The organism is Rhizobium sp. Leaf321, assembly GCF_001423215.1.
Classification (GTDB): Bacteria; Pseudomonadota; Alphaproteobacteria; order Rhizobiales; family Rhizobiaceae; genus Neorhizobium; species Neorhizobium soli.
On the sequence record NZ_LMOF01000004.1, the window covers coordinates 201,335 to 217,725 of the forward strand.

Sequence of the window (16,391 nt, forward strand, 5' to 3'; positions counted from 1 at the left end):
ACACCTGCGGCCTTGAGCGTGACTTGATCACTGCTGGCCGATCCGCTCCCGCTCGACGCGGTCTAGGCGCTGTCTCAAGTCCATGATGACGTCTCTCGCCCCATAGACGCTGCCTTGAGCTTGCTTCAGCTCATCGACCTGGCGCTGCTGATCCTGGAACCGCTGATCGTAGTTCGCCCAGACGCGAGCGTGCTCGTCTCTCGGCACCAACCCCTCCCGAAGTTCCTTGATGGCAGCTTCCGTTCGCTGGCGATCCTCTTGGCCACGAGCTGTCCGCCACTCCATCTCTTTCTGCGTGACCATGCTCGCGACGATCGTCGACAAGCTGTCCTTTGTCTCGATCGCGCGCAGCCGTACGTCCTCGCGCATCGTGACGATGTTATCCTTGATCGGCTGTAGCGCCATGAAGCCCAAGCCGCCTACGAGGGAAAGTCTATGAGCTTAGAATTGAACTTTTCCGCGCGTGCTCAACAAGATCGTTCGTGCATCGCTACCTTTGAGTATGCATTCCAATTCGACGCTGTAATCGTACTCATTCCAACGTTCGATATCTCGGGCATCTATGTCAAAAATCTTCTCGTCGCGATAAATGTTACAGAGAATGACACAACGCTCCGCAGCAGCGCCGTCTTCCTTGCCGTCCAATACTTGGCTGACACCAGTATTCCGGAAAGAACGAGGGAAATAGGCGCGCTTGACCTCACCCCGGTGTTCGACTTGGCGGACACCAAATTTGAGTTTCTCGTCTATTCCTGCAGTCAGTTTTTTGACCTCGAGCGGTCGTCTATTCCTGTTGATTACCGTGATTCCGATTGCGGGGTACCATTCATTGTCTTCTTCGTAGGCAGTTCCAGTCGCGTAGATCTCTGGTTCCGCATTTCCCATCAAGTGGTCTGTTTGGCGCTTCTGCTCGGCGAGCTGTTCTCGCATCACCGCTACAGTCAAAAGGGCGCCAAAAAGGGCCGCCCACCCGCTCAACGCGCCCACCCACGTCGCTATGCAGTTTTCGGTCGTACTGCAAACGAGGATTTGTCCACGCGGACTTCCGACAATGAACAGAGTTCCTATCCCGATGATCACAGAAGGTCCGAGCCATCGGATGATGTTGTCGGGAGTACGAAAATTCATGGTAGCCCCCGCCAGTTAGACGGCGAACTAATCATTTCGCGCCGAGAACTTCAATGCGCGTCCCCAGTTGAAATGGAGGGCCAGCCTAATGGCTAAACTCACTGCCAGCGAGGTCCAGCCAGCACCGCCGCAAACGAATTTGCACGTGGCAACAGCAGAACTGAAAGGCATCGAACTGGCTGGCGTAGCAGAGCAGCTTGAGCAGGACGCTGGCGCTTGGAGGGCTTGCTCCGGTTGCCATGAGTTAATCGAGGGCCACCCGACCGGCCCATGGAGCGAAACGCTGAAGAGCTACATGGGCGGCGGTTGCCGTGAGTGCGGTGGCATCGGCGCGATCTGGGACAACACCGATTATAGCCAGGTCAATGACCCCGCACCGATCGCGAGAAGGGACGGGGACAGATGAGAGCACAGCGCGCAGAAGTTCTACCGATCTCCCTCCCGCCACTCGGTTTGGCACGTGACTAGGCTGCGGCGTACATCGGCGTATCTTCCAGCCTATTTGACGAAATGGTTGGCGATGGCAGAATGCCAAAACCAAAGAAGGCCAACGCCCGGACAATCTGGGACCGTGTGGCACTTGACCGGGCGTTCACGCGTCTGCCTGGTGGAGATCCTGACGACGCAGACGATTGGTCCGTGGAAGTGTGATGCCGAAGAAGTTTGCAAAGAAGTACGTGATTGAGGATCGCACGGACGGCGTCCTGCGCTTCTATTTCCGAAAGCGCGGCCAGAAGAAGATCCGGCTTCCTGGCGTGCCGGGTAGCGACGAGTTCAATGAGGCCTATTATATCGCTGTGAATGGCACCGCGGTCGAAGAGGCGAGGGGACCGAAACTATCGACGAAAAACTCCCTTCGTTGGCTCTGCGAGCAGTACTTTCAGTCATCTGAATACAAGCGCCTGGACCAGCGGACCCGGCATGTCCGTAAACTGATCATCGAGCACATGTGGGCCGAACCCCTAAAGAAGGACAGTACGCGCCTTTTCGAAGACATGCCGATCGCCGCCATCACTGCGAAAGCCGTCCGAGTTTTGAGAGACCGCAAGGCAGAGAAGCCGGAAGCGGCCAACAGCAGAATCAAAGCGCTCCGCGCTATATTTGCATGGGCCTGCAAAAGCGACGTCGAGCTGATGCTGACAAACCCGGCGAGGGACGTGTCCTTTTTCGCTCAGCAAGGTGACGGCTATCATTCCTGGACGGAAGACGAGATTGCGAAGTTCGAGGAGAAGCACAAGGTCGGGACGAAGCCTCGGCTAGCGCTGGCGCTGATGCTCTACACCGGTCAGCGTCGAAGCGACATCATCCTGTTCGGCCGGCAGCATCTCAGCAACGGCAGCCTCAAATTCACCCAGTTCAAAGGCCGGAAGAAGAAGCCAATTACGCTGGAGATCCCGGTTCATACGAAGTTGCAGAAGATCATTGATGCATCGCCTGTTGGCGATCTCACGTTCCTTGTGACCGAATTTAACAAAGGCTTCACCGCCGCAGGGTTTGGAAACTGGTTTCGCAAGCAGTGCAATGCTGCGGGCCTTCCACACTGCAGCGCGCATGGCCTGCGGAAATCCGCATCAGCCAGGCTGGCTGAGAGAGGTGCCACCGAGAAACAGATTATGTCCGTGACCGGTCATACGACATCGAAAGAGGTGTCGCGATACACGAAGGCGGCAAATCAGAAGCTACTGGCGGAGAGCGCCATCAGCCTGTTCGACGACATCGACGACATCGACGAACGGAGCGAGGGGGGGAAATAAGAACAAAAGTGTCCAGCTTTTTCAGGCAGTTTAAGTTTTCTGGACGTTTAGGACCAAAATTCACAGTAAAAACAATGGTTAAAAAAGTGCGTGGTGCCCCATGCCGGAATCGAACCAGCACTCCTTTCGGAACTCGATTTTGAGTCGAGCGCGTCTACCAGTTCCGCCAATGGGGCACGGAGGGTATGGTGAAGGCCTCTAACATGGCCTCGGCGGCGGATGCAAGAAGAACTATTCGGATCCTTGCAAACCGCGATGTCAGGTATTGCGTCCGGCAATTGCCAGGATCTTTTCGCGCAGCAGACGCGCCATGTTGCGGGTGTTGCGGTAGAGGTGAAGCTGTGTCGCCACCTGTCTCACGTCGCGGTCGCTGTTGCGGGCAAGGCCGATCACCAGCGTTCCCATTTCCTCGCGCTCTTCCCATAGCCTGCTCATGATAGGATGGTCGGGCACGGCGCAGCTGTCGGTGCGCAGGATGTTGGCATCATCAAGGTGCCAGTCGGTCAGCTTCATGACCAACAGCTTGCCGGGCGAATAGCGGCTGAGGCTCTCGTCATAGGCGGTCTTCCAGGTATAGGCCTCGCCGGCCATCAAGAAGATCACGATCGAGGCGATCGCGCGGCCGTCGAGATTGATCGTGTGGATGCGCACGGCGTCCACTTCGGCAAGATTGGTGATCGCTTCGCGAGCAAAGGCTGCGCGGTAACGGTCGTTGATCAGGGCCGAACGCTTGCGGCCTTTCCAGCCTGTCGATTCGAGCGCCAGGAATTCCTCCATCCGCTGGCGCACCTCTTCCGGCTGACGGGCGACGGCGTATTCAAGCCTTCCCAGCTGTCCGAGCTTTCGCCACTGGCGCTGCATCTCGCGGTAATGGTGCGGCGAGACGGAGGCCTTCATATAGGTTTCGCCGTCCTGAAGGCTTTCCAGCATCGGCCGGCGAAAGCTGTCGGTGACGGCAACGGGCAGGTCGCGGCCGATGGCAACGGCGCGCGCAAGCTGGGCAAAGCGGCCGCCTAAGCGCACATCGGGCAGAACGAGAACGGAGGGAAGTTTTGCTTCCCGGGCAGTCAGGGCCTCCAGGAGGTTGTCGATGGTTTCGGCCGCATCTTCGGCATCCACCAGTGGCGTACCGAGCGGACCGAACGGATTGGACCAGACGCGGATGATCGGAGCACCCATGGCAAAGCCTGGTTTCTCCACGGTAAACGGCATCAGAAGGCGAAGGCGGCTATGGCTTTCGCCTTCGTCACGGATAAGCGCCAGTCGCACCTGGCGGTCATCGATGCGCGGCATGGCGGGGGCAAGAAGCCGCGCCGAGAAGAAGATGTTGGGCTCCATCGCGCGGTGAGACAAAAATTCGAGTTCTTCCTGCAGATCGTAACCGAGACCTGCCGGATAGAGGCAAAATTCGCGGCCGGGCCGGCCGATTTCTACCCGTGTATCGGCATCCGGGCGGTCTGCACGAAGACGCGACGCGACGTTCGGCATTGTGACGTCGTCGTATTCCTTTTCGCTCCTGTTCGGGGGAAGAGCCATTGTGTCTATCGAACCTTGAACGAGGGTCTGGGCAGTGGATCGGAAAAAGCGAATAGCACGATTCCGAGCGTGCGGCGTACTGCTATGTGCAGCAACGTCGCCTCGATCATCATGGCGCCGGCGGTCGCCATCGCCGCACCGACCAGCCCATAATGTGGTATCAGCACGACATTGAGGACGATGCTGCCGGCAAGCGTTGCCGTATAGACTGCAACGCAGAGCTTTTGCCTGCCCGCCATGCTGAGCAGAACTTCTCCGGGGCCGACGAGCGACTTGGACAGAATGCCAGCAAACAGGATCACCATCAGGATATAGCCTGAAGTGAAAGCGTCGCCGAACAGCGACAGAAGCAGTTCACCCGCAGCAAGCGTGGTCAACCCGACGACGAGCGACGGCCAGAAGGTCCAGCGGACGGTCTGGCCCGCGAATGTGGCCAACGCCGTCATGTCGCCTTCCGCCATGATGGCGGCGAAACGGGGAGCCGCGGCCGCCTTGATGGAGAAGTAGACGAACTGCACGAGGACGATCGTTTTCGACGCCGCAAAATAGATCCCGACATCGTCCGGCGGCAGAAAGATGCCGACCACGACCACGTCCGCATTGGTCAGCAGGAAGCCGATGCCGTCGACCACAAATAGCGGGATCGAGTATCTGATCCATGAGCCAAGCCGGTAGCGCCGCGATGCATTGCCGTAGCTGCCTTTCAGCCGAAGAATGAGCTGGGTCAGATGCGCAAACGTTGTGGCGTATGTGGCGGCAAGCGCGGCCAGCATGGCGGTCTGCGCATCGCGCGGCGCATCGGACAGGACGGCTGCCGTCATGAAAGTGAGGATCAGGATGGGCCTGAGGATGTAGGTTGGCGCCAGCGCCGATATCGTCCAGCCATGGGTACGGGCAAGCCCGTCGAGGATGTCGCCGATGCCGATCATCGGAATGATGAAGAGAGCGATCGCAACCGGCACGATGTAGTAGGGCTCGATGCTGCTGCCGAACGCCCAGAGAAAGGCAAAGCCGAGGCCGCCGATCACGGTCGAGGTGACGAGCGCGACAAGGCAGGCGGCAAGGCTCAAGCCGCGGATCTCGCCGTTTTCACCCTCTGCCGAATGTTGTTGGATGAAGCGGATGATCGAGGTGTGAAAGCCGAGGCAGGAGAGATTGCCGACGAGGATGACAATCACCCAGACGAAGGCGAACAACCCGTATTCGAACTCGCCCATCAGCCTGGCCATGACGATCTGGGACAGGAAGGCGATAGCGGCGCTGAAAATGCGGATCGCAAACGCGGTCATGGCCTGGCGTTGCGCCCGCGCCGTATCACTGTTTTCGGTCACAGTGGCTCTGATCCTGCCCGTCAGCGGTGCGACTCTGGCACGCAAACCGGCCGGCAGCAGTCTTTCCGCTGTTTCGATCACCGCCATGATGGGCACGCAATACTCGTTACGCTACAGGAGCCATGCTCGCAAATCTGCCACAGCAGGGTTAAGAAACGGTTGGCTCAGCCGACCCGAACGTTAAGAGGGCGACGATCCCGCAAACGAAAAACGCCGCCCGAAGGCGGCGTTCTATCGATAACACTGGTGTTGCCCGATCAGGCCTGTTCGAAGGCGCCGTGGCAGTGCTTGTATTTCTTGCCCGAACCACAGGGGCAAGCCTCGTTGCGGCCGACGCGCCCCCAGGTAGACTGGTCTTCGGGATGACGATCGGCAGGCGCTGCGATGAAGTCGCTGCCGTCTGCGCCCGACACCTGGTCTTCGCCGGTCGTCGGGTCGAAATGATGCTCCTCGAACACCGATGGCGGTACCGGCGGCTCGGGGTTCTGCACAAGCTCGACGCGCATCATCTGGGCGGTCACGGCTTCGCGCAGGTTCGCAAGCAGCGCCTGGAACAGCTCGAAGGCTTCCGCCTTGTATTCCTGCAACGGATCGCGCTGCGCATAGCCGCGGAACCCGATGACGGAGCGCAGGTGGTCGAGATTGACGATATGCTCGCGCCACAGGGCGTCCAGCGTCTGCAACACCACGGAGCGTTCGACGTAGTTCATCACGTCGGCACCAAACCGCTCTCGGCGATCCTTGACGGAAGCTTCAGCGGCGGCGGTGATCCGCTCGCGGATATCGGTTTCGCCGATACCCTCTTCGGTCGCCCAGTCTTCGATCGGAAGATCAAGGTTCAGCAGGCGATCAACGTCTTCGCGCAGTTCCTTGACGCTCCACTGTTCGGCATAGGCCCGCTCAGGGATGTGCTTGGCAACGAGAACCTCGATCACTTCGTTGCGCATGTCCTCGATGGTCTCGGATACGTCTTCCGAATCCATCATCTCGATACGCTGTTCGAAGATCACCTTGCGCTGATCGTTGGTGACGTCGTCGTATTTCAGAAGGTTCTTGCGGATGTCGAAGTTACGCGCCTCGACCTTTTTCTGGGCCCGCTCGAGCGCCTTGTTGATCCAGGGGTGGACGATCGCTTCGCCTTCCTTGAGACCAAGCTTTTGCAGCATCGAATCCATCCGGTCGGAACCGAAGATGCGCATCAGATCGTCCTGGAGCGACAGGTAGAATTTAGAGCGGCCCGGGTCACCCTGACGGCCGGAACGGCCACGCAGCTGGTTGTCGATGCGGCGGCTTTCGTGGCGCTCGGTGGCGATTACGTAGAGGCCACCGGCTGCCAGAGCCTTGGCCTTGAGTTCTTTCACCTCGGCACGGACGGCAGCCTCCTTGGCAGCGCGTTCGCCCTCGTCCTCGATGCCTTCGAGCTCGCGCTCAAGGCGCATGTCGATATTGCCGCCGAGCTGAATGTCGGTACCGCGACCGGCCATGTTGGTGGCGATCGTGACGGCACCGGGCACGCCGGCCTGCGACACGATATAGGCTTCCTGCTCGTGGTAGCGGGCGTTCAGAACGTGGAATTTCTCAAAACCGGACTCGCGCAGCATGGTTGCCAGAAGTTCGGACTTTTCGATCGACGTCGTACCGACCAGAACCGGCTGGTTGCGTTCGCTGGCCGCCTTGATCTCGACGATGATCGCCTTGAACTTTTCCTCAAACGTCCGGTAGACTTCGTCATCTTCGTCGATACGCTGGATCGGCAGGTTGGTCGGAACCTCCACCACTTCCAGCTTGTAGATGTTGCCGAATTCTTCCGCTTCCGTCTGCGCCGTACCGGTCATGCCGGCAAGCTTGTCGTACATGCGGAAGTAATTCTGGAAGGTAATCGAGGAGAGCGTCTGGTTCTCCGGCTGGATCTGCACCTTTTCCTTGGCTTCCAGCGCCTGATGCTGACCTTCGGAATAGCGGCGGCCCGGCATCATGCGGCCGGTAAACTCGTCGATGATGACGATCTCGTCGTTGCGGACGATATAGTCCTTGTCGCGGGTGAAGAGCTTGTGGGCCTTCAGCGCGTTGTTGATGTGGTGCACGATCGCCACGTTCTCGACATCGTAGAGCGATTCGCCCTTCAGCAGGCCGGCCTGACGCAGCAGGCCTTCGAGCTTTTCGGTTCCCTCTTCGGAAAAGTTGGCCGAGCGCTGCTTTTCGTCGATTTCGTAATCTTCCGGAGACAGCAACGGAATGTAGGCGTCGATCGTGTTATAGAGATCGGAACGGTCGTCCAGCGGGCCTGAGATGATCAGCGGGGTGCGGGCTTCGTCGACCAGGATCGAATCGACTTCGTCGACGATCGCGAAGTTGTGGCCGCGCTGCACCATCTGGCCGCGCTCGTATTTCATGTTATCGCGAAGATAATCGAAGCCGAGCTCGTTGTTCGTCGCGTAGGTGATGTCGCAGCCATAGGCCTCGCGGCGTTCGTCGTCCGACAGGCCGTGGACGATGACACCGGTCGACAGGCCAAGGAACCCGTAGAGGCGGCTCATGATGCTGGCGTCGCGCTGTGCGAGATAATCGTTGACGGTCACCACATGCACGCCCTTGCCCGACAGTGCATTGAGGTAGACGGGCAGGGTTCCCACCAGCGTCTTGCCTTCGCCGGTCTTCATTTCGGCGATTGCGCCGTCGTGAAGGATCATGCCGCCGGTCAGCTGGACGTCGAAGGGTCGCATGCCGAGTACGCGAAGGGCCGCTTCGCGAAGCACCGCAAAGGCAGGGATCTGGATATCCTCCAGCGTCTTGCCGTCTGCCAGCATCTGGCGGAACTCCGCCGTCTTGTTGGCGAGCTGCTCATCGGTGAGCGCCTTGGTGGCTTCCTCGATTGCATTGATCTTCTCGAGCATCGGCTTGTAGCCCCGCACGCGGCGCTCGTTTGCAGATCCGAACAGTTTGCGGGCAATGCCGCCAAAGCTGACCATACGAATGGCCCTTTCTGATGTCAGTCCCTGATGTCACTCGTCGAGACCACGATTGAGCTTGTCGGCCGGCGGCGCCTCTGACAATTCGACCCGTGGCGCCCGCAAAGCTTCTGGACGCGAAGTTGCGTGACAGATAAGAGGGGGTCCGAATTATGTCAACGGTGACGGCCGATACAGAATGGCCACAATCCGGTGTTTGTGAAGGTTTTCCGGCCGGTGCCAGACGTTCTGGATCCGGTTCACCAATCGAAAGGTAACTCGATGCTGCGCCACAAACTTCTCGTATCGGCTGCTATTGCCGCTGCGATCTTCGTCCAGGCCCCGGCTTTCGCCGCTGACGATACGGTCGTCGCCAAGGTGGGCAGCCTGAACATCACTCAGGCCGAACTCGACGTCGCGGTCCAGAACCTCGACCCGCAGCTGGCCCAGCTTCCCGAAGAACAGAAGAAGGTTGCGGCCCTTTCCGGCGCAATCGACGTGAAGCTTCTGGCAAGCGGTGCTGCCGCCGAAGGCCTTGGTAACACCGAGGACTACAAGAAGCGCATGGCCTATATCGGCGATCGCGAGCTGCACAACGCCTACTTCCGCAAGCACGTGGTCGATGCCACGACGCCCGAAGAAGTAAAGGCACGCTACGACAAGGAAATCGCGTCGATCCCGAAGCAGGAAGAGGTCAATGCCGCCCATATCCTGGTAAAGACCGAGGATGAAGCAAAGGCCGTGATTGCCGACCTCGACAAGGGTGGCGATTTCGCAGCCATTGCCAAGGAAAAGTCGCAGGATTCGAACAAGGACGAAGGTGGCGATCTCGGCTGGTTTGCCCAGGGCCGCATGGTTCCGGAATTCGAGCAGGCCGCGTTTGCCCTCGAAAAGGGCGCCTACACCAAGACCCCGGTCAAGACCCAGTTCGGTTTTCACGTCATCAAGCTGATCGACAAGCGCGAAGCCGCTCCGCCGGCACTCGACCAGGTCGAAGACCAGGTCAAGCAGCTCGTGATGCGCGACAAGTATGTCGCCATCATCGAAAAGGCGAAGGCCGACCAGAAGATCGAGATCATGGATGAGGGCCTGAAGAAGGGCTACGAGGACGTGAGCAAGATGCAGGACGGTGCAGAAGCGCCGGCACCGGCACAGCAGTAAAATTCGCATCTGGGCCCGGTATATCCGGGCCCTTTCCTATTCAGCCAGGTTGTTCAGATGTCCTCTTCCGTCTCGCCGCTCGCCCCGAAGTCCTATCCCGAAATGCCGGCCCTGCGCGGCGTCCGCATGGCGACAGCTGCCGCCGGCATCAAATACAAGAACCGTACCGACGTGCTGTTGATGGTGTTCGACGCACCGGCAGCGGTGGCCGGCGTGTTCACCAAGTCGAAATGCCCGTCGGCACCGGTGGATTTCTGCCGCGCGAACTTAGCCCATGGCACCGCGCGGGCCGTGGTGGTCAATTCCGGCAATGCCAACGCGTTTACCGGCGCCAAGGGCCGCCAGGCAACGGAACTTACCGCACAATCGGCAGCGGCTGCTGTCGGATGCAGCGAGAATGAAATTTACCTCGCATCGACAGGCGTCATCGGCGAACCGCTCGATGCCACGAAATTTGCAGGCGTGCTTGGCGATATGCACGGGTCGGCCACGGGCGATTTCTGGCAGGAGGCTGCCAAGGCGATCATGACCACGGATACCTATCCGAAGGTCGCGACCCGCATGGCGGAGATCGGCGGCGTCGCGGTTACGATCAACGGCATTGCCAAGGGTGCTGGCATGATCGCGCCTGACATGGCGACGATGCTGTCTTTCGTCGTCACCGACGCCGATATCTCGTCTTCGGTGCTGCAGTCGCTTCTCTCTGCAGGCGTCGAGCCAAGCTTCAATTCCATGACGGTCGATAGCGATACGTCCACGTCCGATACGCTGATGCTGTTTGCAACGGGGGCTGCTGCTGCAGACGGCCAGGCGCAGATCACCGATCCCGCCGATCCGGCGCTGTCGTCTTTCCGGGATGCGTTGAACGCGCTTCTGAAGGACCTGGCGATCCAGGTTGCCCGCGATGGCGAAGGCGCCACCAAGATGCTGGAAATCACTGTCACGGGTGCTGAAAGCGATGCTAGCGCCAAGACGATCGCGCTGTCGATCGCCAATTCGCCGCTGGTCAAGACCGCCGCCGCCGGCGAAGACGCCAACTGGGGCCGTATCGTCATGGCCGTCGGCAAGGCCGGCGAAGCGGCGGACCGCGACAAGCTGGCGATCTGGTTCGGCGATGTCCGCGTTGCCGTTAATGGCGAACGCGATCCTTCCTATTCGGAAGAGGCCGCGTCCAACGTGATGAAGGGACAGGACATTCCGGTCAAGGTCGAACTCGGACTTGGCTCCGGCACCGCCACGGTCTGGACCTGCGACCTCACGAAGGAATACGTCGCCATCAACGGAGATTACCGGAGCTGATGACGGATATGACCGCATCTCCCGTTCAAGCCGATCTGCCCCTGGTTCGAAGGCTGGAAGCGGTCGGCTTCCGGGCCTGGCCCGCGGCGTCCGTGGTCTATGACGGCAGCTGGCAGGTTCGGTTGACGGGGAGCCATCCGTCGAAGCGGTTGAACTGCATCGTGCCGCTCGACCCGTCGGATTATCGGGACATGGACCTGCGGCTCTCGAAGGCCAGAAAGCGTTTTGCCGATTACGGACGGTCTCTGGTGGTGCGCGAAACGCCGCTCGCACCGCCGCACCTGATCCGTCATCTGGAGGATGATGGCTGGCAGATGTTCGAGACCGCAGATGTGATGATCGGCGATCTCGCCCACCTTCCGCTGCCGCCGACGCTCGGTCATCTTCCCAGCCACGATATCGGCCGTTTCGTCGATGCCTGCATTGCAGTGGGGCAGGACGACGCAGCGCTGAAGCCGGCACTGGCGGAGATCCTCAGTTCCATCAAGCCGCAATCGGGCTTCTTCATCAAGGAAAGCCCACGTCACGGCGCCGTCGCCGTGGCGCTTTGCGTGCAGGACAACGATCTTGCGGGCGTCATGTCGTTTGCCGTGTCGCAAACGGTTCGGCGGCAGGGCATCGGCTCGGAAATACTTGCCTCGGCACTGCGCTGGGCGCGCGTCAGCGGTGCCCGTTCGGCATGGCTGCAGGTGGAGGCAGACAACGAACCGGCGATTGCCCTCTATCGCCAGTTCGGCTTTCGCAAGGTCTATGAATACCGCTACTGGCGCAAAGGGTGACCGATCTCATGTCGAGGAAAATTCTTCTCGTTGCAGCCTGCGCGCTGATCGATGCCGATGGCCGCATCCTGCTTGCGCAGCGCCCTGAGGGCAAGTCGCTGGCCGGGCTCTGGGAGTTTCCGGGGGGTAAGGTGGAGCCTGGCGAAACGCCCGAGGAGACGTTGATCCGTGAACTCGACGAGGAGCTCGGGATCCAGACGAAGGAAGCCTGCCTCGCGCCGCTGACATTTGCGAGCCACACTTATGAAACCTTCCATCTGTTGATGCCGCTCTATGTCTGTCGCCGTTTCGAGGGCATTCCGCACGGGCGCGAGGGGCAGGCGATCAAGTGGGTCAAGCCGAACGCGCTTCGGGACTATCCGATGCCGCCCGCCGACGAGCCTCTGATCCCGATCATTCAGGATCTTGTCTGATCGAGATCAATCGAATTAGCGCAGTCGAATTCAGAGCCTGTTAACCTTTAATTCAGCCCATCGTGGCATCGTCAGGGGGATCAGTGACTGCGTTGACGAGGCTTTTCAGCGATGGAAGACGAATTCTGGAAAACTGTGCAGGCCCGCCAGCGGGCAAAGCACAGATCCGGTAGGACCGGCGCCCTCAATATTGCTCTGCTGTTTGGCACCGCTGCGGTTGCGCTTGCGCTGATCGTGACGCCGATGCTCGCCGGTCACGATGACCAGCAGCGGCTGGCAACGGTCAAGCAGGACTTCGACATGATCACCACCGGCTCGATCAAGCCGGTCGAGAAGGGCACGAAAACCTACACGATCCGCCGTAGCGTACTTCAGGACACGCCGGGCTCCGTCTGCATCGTACAGGGCTACGGCGCAAACGATGGCTGCTAATTAACGATTAGTCGCTATAGTCGGGCGACAGATCAGCGGTTTACCGGATAAAGGGCAAGTCATGCGTCTCCTGCGTTCCTTCATGCGCGATGAATGTGGGGCGACGGCTGTCGAGTACGGCCTGATCATCGCAATCATATCGGCCGCCTTGCTCGCCGGCTTCGGCGCTTTTTCCTCGGCGCTCAGCAATATGTTCAGCTTCCTCGGCGGCAAGGTCGACAAGCCGATTACCTGAGCCTCCCCCGATCGTTACCCTGACCTATCAGTTTTCGTTCTGCGATCCGCGCAGCGCATCTTCCAGCCGCATCTTGGCCGATCCCGGCTTCAGGGGCTTTTGCTGGCTTTCATGCGGCGCCCATCCCGATGCGTAGATGATCGAAAACGTGGCCCGGATGCGCCCATCCGGATCCGAGTAGCGCTCGGCATAAAGCTCGGCGGCTTTCAGGAAAAAGCTCTTCGTCAGCGGCTTGCGGCTGCGGCCAGCGAGCGCATTGGTCATGCCCATGCCGCGCAAGTCCCGCATCAATGCAAACAGGTTGTCGTAGCGCACCGTATAGGTTTCCGCATCGATCACGGGCAGGGCAAAACCCGTCCGCTGCAGTAGCCCGCCGACGTCGCGCACGTCCGCAAACGGAATGACACGCGGGCTAGCGCCCCCGGTCATTTCCACCTCGGCCGACAGAAGTACATCGCGCAGCTCGGCAAGCGTGCCGGATCCGGGAATGGCGGCAAGGAACAGCCCATCCGGTTTCAGCGCCCGGCGGATGCGGACCAGCGTGCCGGGAAGATCGTTGATCAAGTGAAGGGCGAGCGGTGAGACGATGAGATTGACCGTATCCGGCTCAAGCGGCACATCGTCGAGCGGTGCGACCGTGATGTCTTCGCCAGAGACGGCGAAGGTAGGATCGCTCTCGACCCGGACCATGTTGTCGATCTTGCCGGTTGCTTTCGCTTCGCGGGCTGCAGTGCCGGTACCGCCATGCAACTCGACACCCTGTTCGAACTGCCGTTCGACCACGGACAGCCGCTCGGCCAGTTCGCGTCCGGCTATATCCAGCAAAAACGCCGCGTTGTGGTCGCCAGCGGTAATCGCACGCCGGCGCCGTGCTTCGACCAGTTCGGCGTCAAAAATGATGTCCATGTTTTCCACTCAATTTCCGCGGGTCGCAAAGTCGCTCTCCATCGATTAATGTCAAGCATGTCTTCGTCCCACGCCTTGCGATCGCTAAGGAGCATGGTATCGGCCGCGTCCGTCTGGACACGCCGGATAGGCGACGTCGTCTACCCGCCAGCCTGTCCCGGATGCGGCGTGATCACCGGCAGCCATCGCGGTTTCTGTGCACAGTGCTGGCGCGGTCTGCGCTTCATCGAACGTCCTTACTGCGAGGTTCTAGGCCTTCCGTTCTCCTATGATCCTTCCGATCCCGCTTTGGATGAGCAATTGCTGATCTCGCCGGAAGCGATCGCCAATCCCCCGGTGTTCGACCGCCTGCGGGCTGTGGCAATCCACGAAGGTGCGGCACGCTCGCTCGTCCATGCGCTGAAATATAGGGATCGCACCGACCTCGCCGCAATGATGGCCGGGTGGATGCTGCGCGCTTGCGAGACCCATGTGGCCGATTGCGACGCTATTCTCCCGGTGCCGCTTCATCGCTCGCGCATGTTCTGGCGCCGGTTCAATCAGGCAGCCGAGCTCGGCCGGCATCTCGCCGCTCAATCCGAAAAGCCCTTTCTTGCAGCAACATTGCTGCGCACGAAGAGCACGCGGCGTCAGGTGGGGTTGACCGCGCGGGGCCGCGAGGAGAACGTCCGCGCCGCGTTCAAGGTGGCCGCGGGTCGCGAACAGGACGTGTTCGGCAAGCATATCGTACTGGTCGACGACGTGTTCACGACCGGCGCGACAGTGTCTTCCGCAACCCGGGCGCTGAAGCGGGCCGGGGCTGCCGAGGTGACGGTTTTGACCTTTGCAATGGCCATTGCCGGGCCTATATGACAGAGACGGCAATTGTGACGCGCTGCACAAAGTCCTGACAGTACGTGGAGAAAATCATGGCAGATGTGATCATTTACACCCGCGAATATTGCGGTTACTGCGCCCGCGCCAAGGCGCTGCTCGAATCCAAGGGCGTTGCCTTTACCGAGCATGACGCGACCTATTCGAAGGAACTGCGCGCCGAAATGGTGCAGAAGTCGAACGGCGGTTCGACATTCCCGCAGATCTTCATCGATGGTCGGCATGTCGGCGGTTGCGACGACCTGCATGCGCTCGACCGTGCCGGCAAGCTCGATCCGCTTCTGGCGGCCTGAGGAGATTTTTCAATGACCGCGGTCAAGGTTGCAGCGATCCAGATGTGTTCGGGCGTCGATCCGGTCAGGAATGCGGCCGACATGGCGCGCCTTGTCCGTGACGCTGCAGCCTTAGGCGCGACCTATATCCAGACGCCAGAAATGACTGGCATGCTGCAGCGCGACCGCAAGGCAGCGCGCGAGGTGCTCCGGGGCGAGGCGGACGACGTGATTGTCTCGACGGGCCGGGATCTGGCGAGAGAGCTCGGCGTCTTCCTGCATATCGGCTCGACCGCCATTGCCCGCGACGACGGCAAGATCGCCAACCGCGCTTTCTTGTTTTCGCCGGACGGAGCCACCGTCTGCAGCTACGACAAGATCCACATGTTCGATGTCGATCTCGACAACGGTGAAAGCTGGCGCGAGAGTTCGGCCTATGAACCCGGCAACGAAGCGCGGGTTGCCGACCTCGGTTTCGGCAGGCTCGGTTTCGCGATCTGCTACGATGTGCGGTTTCCGCAGCTGTTTCGGGCCGAGGCCTTGGCCGGCGCCGAAATCCTCACGGTTCCGGCTGCCTTTACCCGCCAGACGGGCGAGGCGCATTGGGAAATCCTGCTTCGGGCCCGCGCCATAGAGAACGGCACGTTCCTAATAGCTGCGGCGCAGGGCGGCACCCACGAAGATGGCCGCGAAACCTTCGGTCATTCGATGATCGTCGATCCCTGGGGTAAAGTTCTGGCGATGGCTGGCGGCACCGGCGAAGAGATCCTGATCGCCGAGATCGATCTCGACCAGGTCCGGGCGGCACGCCAGAAGATCCCCAACCTCAAGAATGCCCGGGAGTTTTCCGTGGCGATCGTCCCCGGCCGCGGTGACGGGGAAGAGGCGGCGTGATCAAATATTCGCTCGGCTGCGAGAACGGACATGCGTTTGAAGGCTGGTTTGCCCAAAGCGCCGATTTCGACCGCCAGGTGGAAAGCGGCTTTTTAACCTGTCCGGTCTGCAATTCCACCGCGATCTCAAAATCCCTGATGGCGCCCTCCGTTTCGACAGCACGGAAGAAGGAAGCCAAGCAGGAGTTGGCGATGAATATGGCGCGCCATGAGGTGATGGCGAAGCTCAAGGAAGCCGTCGCCGGTATCCGCGCCAGTTCCGAAGATGTCGGCGAGAAATTTCCGGAAGAGGCGCGCAAGATCCATTACGGCGAGGCCGATGCGCGCGGGATTATCGGCAAGGCAAGTTTCGACGACGTGCGCGAGCTGATTGATGAGGGCATCGACATCGCCCCCTTGCCGACGCTCCCGGAAGACGGCAACTGACGCCG

At 60.1% G+C, this 16,391-nt stretch carries 18 protein-coding genes, 1 tRNA gene and 1 pseudogene; 13 read left to right on the plus strand and 7 right to left on the minus strand.

What is annotated here, in order from left to right; genetic code table 11:
* Positions 1 to 27: 27 nt before the first annotated feature.
* A complete protein-coding gene (locus ASF70_RS03575) occupies positions 28 to 405 on the minus strand; it encodes a hypothetical protein (RefSeq protein ID WP_062577476.1) in 378 nt (125 codons plus the stop codon).
* A gap of 36 nt (positions 406 to 441) precedes the next feature.
* Positions 442 to 1,128 carry a hypothetical protein gene (locus tag ASF70_RS03580; RefSeq protein WP_062577478.1) on the minus strand — a complete coding sequence of 229 codons (687 nt, stop codon included), beginning with the start codon at positions 1,126 to 1,128 and terminating at the stop codon, positions 442 to 444.
* An 88-nt stretch (positions 1,129 to 1,216) separates the two neighbouring features.
* Between ASF70_RS03580 and ASF70_RS03585 the strand changes: the two genes are divergently transcribed.
* The 3 genes and pseudogenes from ASF70_RS03585 (at position 1,217) to ASF70_RS03590 (ending at position 2,882) form a co-directional block, all read left to right on the plus strand.
* Complete coding sequence (locus tag ASF70_RS03585; RefSeq protein WP_062577480.1) at positions 1,217 to 1,534, plus strand: hypothetical protein; 318 nt, start codon at positions 1,217 to 1,219, stop codon at positions 1,532 to 1,534.
* Positions 1,531 to 1,779, plus strand: a pseudogene (locus tag ASF70_RS24540) (hypothetical protein). Before ASF70_RS03585 ends, ASF70_RS24540 begins: the two are co-directional and overlap by 4 nt.
* Positions 1,779 to 2,882 (plus strand): tyrosine-type recombinase/integrase, encoded by a 1,104-nt coding sequence (locus ASF70_RS03590; RefSeq protein ID WP_062577482.1) that lies wholly within the window; start codon positions 1,779 to 1,781, stop codon positions 2,880 to 2,882. The pseudogene ASF70_RS24540 and the gene ASF70_RS03590 overlap by 1 nt, the downstream one beginning before the upstream one ends.
* 91 nt (positions 2,883 to 2,973) lie before the next feature.
* Here the strand turns inward: ASF70_RS03590 and ASF70_RS03595 are convergent.
* The 4 genes from ASF70_RS03595 to secA form a co-directional block, all read right to left on the minus strand.
* Positions 2,974 to 3,058 (minus strand) — tRNA-Leu (locus ASF70_RS03595).
* A gap of 82 nt (positions 3,059 to 3,140) precedes the next feature.
* Positions 3,141 to 4,370 carry a GNAT family N-acetyltransferase gene (locus tag ASF70_RS03600; protein ID WP_062577542.1) on the minus strand — a complete coding sequence of 410 codons (1,230 nt, stop codon included), beginning with the start codon at positions 4,368 to 4,370 and terminating at the stop codon, positions 3,141 to 3,143.
* A gap of 53 nt (positions 4,371 to 4,423) precedes the next feature.
* Complete coding sequence (locus tag ASF70_RS03605) at positions 4,424 to 5,836, minus strand: lipopolysaccharide biosynthesis protein (RefSeq protein WP_062577484.1); 1,413 nt, start codon at positions 5,834 to 5,836, stop codon at positions 4,424 to 4,426.
* 170 nt (positions 5,837 to 6,006) lie between these two features.
* On the minus strand, positions 6,007 to 8,718 hold the full coding sequence (gene secA / locus ASF70_RS03610; RefSeq protein ID WP_062577486.1) for a preprotein translocase subunit SecA: 2,712 nt from the start codon (positions 8,716 to 8,718) through the stop codon (positions 6,007 to 6,009).
* A gap of 261 nt (positions 8,719 to 8,979) precedes the next feature.
* Between secA and ASF70_RS03615 the strand changes: the two genes are divergently transcribed.
* The 6 genes from ASF70_RS03615 to ASF70_RS03640 all read left to right on the plus strand — a co-directional run bounded on the left by ASF70_RS03615 (position 8,980) and on the right by ASF70_RS03640 (position 13,016).
* Positions 8,980 to 9,858, plus strand: a complete 879-nt coding sequence (locus tag ASF70_RS03615) for a peptidylprolyl isomerase (RefSeq protein WP_062577488.1) — start codon at positions 8,980 to 8,982, stop codon at positions 9,856 to 9,858.
* A gap of 57 nt (positions 9,859 to 9,915) precedes the next feature.
* The gene (argJ, locus tag ASF70_RS03620) at positions 9,916 to 11,157 is read left to right on the plus strand and encodes a bifunctional glutamate N-acetyltransferase/amino-acid acetyltransferase ArgJ (protein ID WP_062577490.1); all 1,242 of its coding nucleotides are present in this window, start codon (positions 9,916 to 9,918) and stop codon (positions 11,155 to 11,157) included.
* A gap of 8 nt (positions 11,158 to 11,165) precedes the next feature.
* Entirely contained in the window at positions 11,166 to 11,936 is a 771-nt protein-coding gene (locus tag ASF70_RS03625; RefSeq protein WP_062454968.1) for a GNAT family N-acetyltransferase, read from the plus strand.
* An 8-nt stretch (positions 11,937 to 11,944) separates the two neighbouring features.
* Entirely contained in the window at positions 11,945 to 12,349 is a 405-nt protein-coding gene (gene mutT, locus ASF70_RS03630; RefSeq protein ID WP_062577544.1) for an 8-oxo-dGTP diphosphatase MutT, read from the plus strand.
* A gap of 111 nt (positions 12,350 to 12,460) precedes the next feature.
* Entirely contained in the window at positions 12,461 to 12,781 is a 321-nt protein-coding gene (locus tag ASF70_RS03635) for a hypothetical protein (RefSeq protein WP_062454284.1), read from the plus strand.
* A gap of 61 nt (positions 12,782 to 12,842) precedes the next feature.
* Positions 12,843 to 13,016, plus strand: coding sequence for a Flp family type IVb pilin (locus tag ASF70_RS03640; RefSeq protein WP_062454283.1), 174 nt, complete (start codon positions 12,843 to 12,845; stop codon positions 13,014 to 13,016).
* 27 nt (positions 13,017 to 13,043) lie between these two features.
* Here ASF70_RS03640 and ASF70_RS03645 read toward each other — a convergent pair whose 3' ends face one another.
* A complete protein-coding gene (locus tag ASF70_RS03645; RefSeq protein WP_062577492.1) occupies positions 13,044 to 13,922 on the minus strand; it encodes a methyltransferase domain-containing protein in 879 nt (292 codons plus the stop codon).
* A gap of 93 nt (positions 13,923 to 14,015) precedes the next feature.
* Between ASF70_RS03645 and ASF70_RS03650 the strand changes: the two genes are divergently transcribed.
* From ASF70_RS03650 to ASF70_RS03665, 4 genes are read left to right on the plus strand one after another with little or no spacing between them, the layout of a single operon-like run.
* On the plus strand, positions 14,016 to 14,774 hold the full coding sequence (locus tag ASF70_RS03650) for a ComF family protein (protein WP_062577494.1): 759 nt from the start codon (positions 14,016 to 14,018) through the stop codon (positions 14,772 to 14,774).
* Between the two features lie 56 nt (positions 14,775 to 14,830).
* Positions 14,831 to 15,088, plus strand: coding sequence for a glutaredoxin 3 (gene grxC / locus ASF70_RS03655; RefSeq protein ID WP_062454280.1), 258 nt, complete (start codon positions 14,831 to 14,833; stop codon positions 15,086 to 15,088).
* A gap of 12 nt (positions 15,089 to 15,100) precedes the next feature.
* Complete coding sequence (locus ASF70_RS03660) at positions 15,101 to 15,961, plus strand: carbon-nitrogen hydrolase family protein (protein WP_062577496.1); 861 nt, start codon at positions 15,101 to 15,103, stop codon at positions 15,959 to 15,961.
* Positions 15,958 to 16,386 carry a DUF1178 family protein gene (locus ASF70_RS03665; protein WP_062454278.1) on the plus strand — a complete coding sequence of 143 codons (429 nt, stop codon included), beginning with the start codon at positions 15,958 to 15,960 and terminating at the stop codon, positions 16,384 to 16,386. Before ASF70_RS03660 ends, ASF70_RS03665 begins: the two co-directional genes overlap by 4 nt.
* Positions 16,387 to 16,391: the final 5 nt, after the last annotated feature.

Coding starts and splice junctions, on each gene's coding strand:
- ASF70_RS03590 (WP_062577482.1), top strand. CDS start 1,779: ATGCCGAAGAAGTTTGCAAAGAAGTACGTGATTGAGGATCGCACGGAC.
- ASF70_RS03585 (WP_062577480.1), top strand. CDS start 1,217: ATGGCTAAACTCACTGCCAGCGAGGTCCAGCCAGCACCGCCGCAAACG.
- mutT (WP_062577544.1), top strand. CDS start 11,945: ATGTCGAGGAAAATTCTTCTCGTTGCAGCCTGCGCGCTGATCGATGCC.
- argJ (WP_062577490.1), top strand. CDS start 9,916: ATGTCCTCTTCCGTCTCGCCGCTCGCCCCGAAGTCCTATCCCGAAATG.
- ASF70_RS03645 (WP_062577492.1), bottom strand. CDS start 13,922: ATGGACATCATTTTTGACGCCGAACTGGTCGAAGCACGGCGCCGGCGT.
- ASF70_RS03650 (WP_062577494.1), top strand. CDS start 14,016: ATGGTATCGGCCGCGTCCGTCTGGACACGCCGGATAGGCGACGTCGTC.
- ASF70_RS03600 (WP_062577542.1), bottom strand. CDS start 4,370: ATGCCGAACGTCGCGTCGCGTCTTCGTGCAGACCGCCCGGATGCCGAT.
- ASF70_RS03640 (WP_062454283.1), top strand. CDS start 12,843: ATGCGTCTCCTGCGTTCCTTCATGCGCGATGAATGTGGGGCGACGGCT.
- secA (WP_062577486.1), bottom strand. CDS start 8,718: ATGGTCAGCTTTGGCGGCATTGCCCGCAAACTGTTCGGATCTGCAAAC.
- ASF70_RS03580 (WP_062577478.1), bottom strand. CDS start 1,128: ATGAATTTTCGTACTCCCGACAACATCATCCGATGGCTCGGACCTTCT.
- ASF70_RS03605 (WP_062577484.1), bottom strand. CDS start 5,836: ATGGCGGTGATCGAAACAGCGGAAAGACTGCTGCCGGCCGGTTTGCGT.
- ASF70_RS03660 (WP_062577496.1), top strand. CDS start 15,101: ATGACCGCGGTCAAGGTTGCAGCGATCCAGATGTGTTCGGGCGTCGAT.
- ASF70_RS03615 (WP_062577488.1), top strand. CDS start 8,980: ATGCTGCGCCACAAACTTCTCGTATCGGCTGCTATTGCCGCTGCGATC.
- grxC (WP_062454280.1), top strand. CDS start 14,831: ATGGCAGATGTGATCATTTACACCCGCGAATATTGCGGTTACTGCGCC.
- ASF70_RS03625 (WP_062454968.1), top strand. CDS start 11,166: ATGACCGCATCTCCCGTTCAAGCCGATCTGCCCCTGGTTCGAAGGCTG.
- ASF70_RS03635 (WP_062454284.1), top strand. CDS start 12,461: ATGGAAGACGAATTCTGGAAAACTGTGCAGGCCCGCCAGCGGGCAAAG.
- ASF70_RS03575 (WP_062577476.1), bottom strand. CDS start 405: ATGGCGCTACAGCCGATCAAGGATAACATCGTCACGATGCGCGAGGAC.